The organism is Thiolapillus sp. (genome assembly GCF_048562965.1).
Lineage (GTDB): Bacteria > Pseudomonadota > Gammaproteobacteria > Chromatiales > Chromatiaceae > Thiolapillus > Thiolapillus brandeum_A.
In genome coordinates, this window is sequence record NZ_JBHNMF010000444.1 from 1 (window position 1) to 2,723 (window position 2,723).

Genomic DNA, 2,723 nt, shown 5'->3' on the forward strand with positions numbered 1-2,723 from the left:
GCCTATTGCCGCATCTCCAGTTACCTGCAGACCATGGCAAATCAGGGATACAATCCGCTGGTCGCCATTCAAATGGCCTTTTCGGGACAGCTCTATGCTGATAGGGGTGAGTAGTTACCCAGAATGAAGAACTCTCCACCCTGTACCGTGCGCTTATCGAGCGGGGTAATGTATCCTTGGAAGAGGCATTGCATGTCGGTGGCTACATCGAGGAACTTGATATCGGCGATCTCGAGGAGGCTATCGCGGAATCCTCCCATGCCGATGTGGTGCAGGCATATGAAAATCTCGAACGGGGTTCCAGAAATCACCTGCGGGCATTTGTCGGCCAGATCGAAAACCTGGGCATCGTGTATGAAGCGCAGCTGATGTCACAGGAAGAAGTGGATGCCATCGTCAACAGCGCGACGGAGCGTGGTGGCAAAGGCCGTGGCAAGCGGCGCGGTGGACGCTGACAAAGTCATTGCCCAGGGATGGGCTGCAACTGGGGTAGAATTCCCCATCCTTCTACGATTACTGGAACAAATGAATGTGTAAATTTTGCTGGACTGTCCTGTTGCTTCTGCTGCTCGCTATTGGCGCCGCGGTGTATAAATTCGGTTTTGTCGGCAGTGTGGTACAGGCACCGGATGGTCGCCAGGCGCTGCAACTGACCACAGCCGAGCGCAATATGGTGCTGGGTGAGATGCGTGATTTCCTGGTGGCCGTACAGGCAATCATCGCCGCGACCAATACAGAGGATATGGCAGCTGCGGCGGCAGCGGCCAGGAAAGTGGGTATGGCCGCCCAGACCGCTGTGCCACCGGCGCTCATCGGCAAGCTGCCCCTGGAGTTCAAGAAACTGGGATTCGGCACCCACTCGAAATTTGACCAGCTGGCGCTGGATGCCGAGCAGCTGGGTGACCCCTTGCAGACCCGGGAGCAGCTGACAGCCCTGATGAACAACTGCGTGGCCTGTCACGCGACCTATAGCCTGGTGGCCACGGACTGATTTTCTCCGCCTGTCCGGCGGAGTTCTCACCGTGGAGGTGAACCATGAAAATTTTGAACGAGACAATGGTCTTGCTGGCTGCGGGCAGTTTACTGGTGCTGGCGGTTCAGGCGGCAGAGATGCCAGCCAGAGGCTCCATTCCTTTTACCGTCTATGATCAGGACGGCAACGGCAGTATCAGCCAAACCGAATTTTCTGCGGCAAGGGCTGAGCGCATGGCGGGGAAAGCTGCTGCGGGCATGCCCATGCGGGGTATGGGCAGCCAGCCGTCATTTTCCATATTCGATGCCGATGGCAATGGGCAGCTGAGCGCTGAGGAACTGGCGGCAGGTCAGCAGAAGATGCAGCAGCAACGGCGAGGCATGGGTAGTGGACAGGGCCGTGGCATGGGAAGAAGCGGCAACATGCCAGCTTTCGATGACTTCGACCTGAACAGTGCGGCAGGATCGTGGAAGAAGAATTCCTCAAGGCCCAGGGGCAGCGTATCAGCGAGGGTTCCCAGGCGGGTTATCCCATGCGCAATATTGGCAATATTGCCGTGTTTGGTGATGTCGACAGCAATAGCGATGGCAGCATCAGCCCGGAGGAATTTTCAGCGCACCGGATGCAGCATCGGCAGCAGAGAATGCAGCAATAGGAGTTGCCGGATTAGCGCCTGATTTCAGCCAGCATATCGCGAGCCAGTTTCTCCATCCTCTCGAGGCTGGTATCTGATTTTTCCAGAAAGTCATTGTCGTAATGACCGGGGTCGGCCCAGTGCCGGCCTTTGATCTGGCAACGTTTCGCCAGTTTGTTCAGGCCAAGATCTTCAAGGGTAAAAGCAAGTTCCGTCCACAATACGGCAAGGTTTCGCTCGATCTCGTGATCCCGTTTCCCGCTGTCATGCAGTCGCCTCAAATAAACTGCTGTTTCTCTGGCGGCAACGATGACTTTCCTCAGGGCTTCTACGGATTCCTGCTTTCTGGCGGTTTTTGCCCGTCGAAGATTCGCCAGCCAGCGGGAACCGTGGCTGAAAAGTTCTCCCAATGCCTTGCTTGTGAGGGTGTTCATCCGGTAGCTTCCCCATTGCTCATTTCTTGGGAAGGAATATCCTCAGTGATCTGTTTGATGATTCTGGCACAGACTTTTGGTTGGGTTTGCAGGATGAAATGTGGACCGGGCACCTCTTTTAAAACCATGCTTGGTACCAGTGCTTTCAGTTCTTCCATTTTCCGGCGGGAAATCAGTTTGTCGTCTTTGGCCAGGATGTAGGTACAGGGTACCTGTGGCGTTTCCTTTCTGCATGGCAGTCGAGCCATTTCCTGTAGGCGATATTTCAGGATTTGGGGCTCCACGCGGTTCAATACCTGTCGAAACCGTTTCAGCAAAGGACTGTTTTCGCCATCGCCCAACAGGTAGTGTTTCAATATCAGAGATGGAAGAGACATTATCCCAAGGGGAAGGTGGGCTGCCAAGCCACATAGCCGGTTTGGACGACTGATGAATGATGCAGCGAAAACCAGATCCTGAATCCGTGATTCCAGAACGTCAAAACCCGCATTTTACCGACATGACTCGGCAGGAGCCTCTGTAATCGGCATGACATCGAATATTTGTCTGGATGGATCAGCAAACTAGAGTTTAGAGTAAGCAACATTGTTCCACCGTATATTTTCGGGTGAAATAAAGTTGCTATTTTGTTCATACTGCCCGTTAGAGCTTGTTCTATACGCTGATTGCTGCATCCTGCTCA

4 protein-coding genes and 1 pseudogene are annotated in these 2,723 nt (G+C 54.1%); 3 read left to right on the forward strand and 2 right to left on the reverse strand.

Annotated elements, in window-relative coordinates; translation table 11 throughout:
• Positions 1-131: 131 nt before the first annotated feature.
• The 3 genes and pseudogenes from ACOCD2_RS16085 to ACOCD2_RS16095 all read left to right on the forward strand — a co-directional run.
• Positions 132-455 (forward strand): annotated as a pseudogene (locus tag ACOCD2_RS16085) (DUF2202 domain-containing protein); the annotation flags it as partial.
• A gap of 101 nt (positions 456-556) precedes the next feature.
• On the forward strand, positions 557-991 hold the full coding sequence (locus ACOCD2_RS16090; protein WP_294031630.1) for a hypothetical protein: 435 nt from the start codon (positions 557-559) through the stop codon (positions 989-991).
• Between the two features lie 44 nt (positions 992-1,035).
• Complete coding sequence (locus tag ACOCD2_RS16095; RefSeq protein ID WP_293649583.1) at positions 1,036-1,650, forward strand: EF-hand domain-containing protein; 615 nt, start codon at positions 1,036-1,038, stop codon at positions 1,648-1,650.
• On the opposite strand, the gene ACOCD2_RS16100 is transcribed toward ACOCD2_RS16095, so the two are convergent.
• Both ACOCD2_RS16100 and ACOCD2_RS16105 read right to left on the reverse strand, forming a co-directional pair.
• Positions 1,640-2,041 carry a hypothetical protein gene (locus tag ACOCD2_RS16100; protein WP_293649584.1) on the reverse strand — a complete coding sequence of 134 codons (402 nt, stop codon included), beginning with the start codon at positions 2,039-2,041 and terminating at the stop codon, positions 1,640-1,642. The genes ACOCD2_RS16095 and ACOCD2_RS16100 overlap by 11 nt on opposite strands.
• Positions 2,038-2,199 (reverse strand): hypothetical protein, encoded by a 162-nt coding sequence (locus tag ACOCD2_RS16105; RefSeq protein ID WP_293649585.1) that lies wholly within the window; start codon positions 2,197-2,199, stop codon positions 2,038-2,040. The genes ACOCD2_RS16100 and ACOCD2_RS16105 overlap by 4 nt, the downstream gene beginning before the upstream one ends.
• Positions 2,200-2,723 lie beyond the last annotated feature (524 nt).

Coding starts and splice junctions, on each gene's coding strand:
- ACOCD2_RS16095 (WP_293649583.1), top strand. CDS start 1,036: ATGAAAATTTTGAACGAGACAATGGTCTTGCTGGCTGCGGGCAGTTTA.
- ACOCD2_RS16100 (WP_293649584.1), bottom strand. CDS start 2,041: ATGAACACCCTCACAAGCAAGGCATTGGGAGAACTTTTCAGCCACGGT.
- ACOCD2_RS16105 (WP_293649585.1), bottom strand. CDS start 2,199: ATGGAAGAACTGAAAGCACTGGTACCAAGCATGGTTTTAAAAGAGGTG.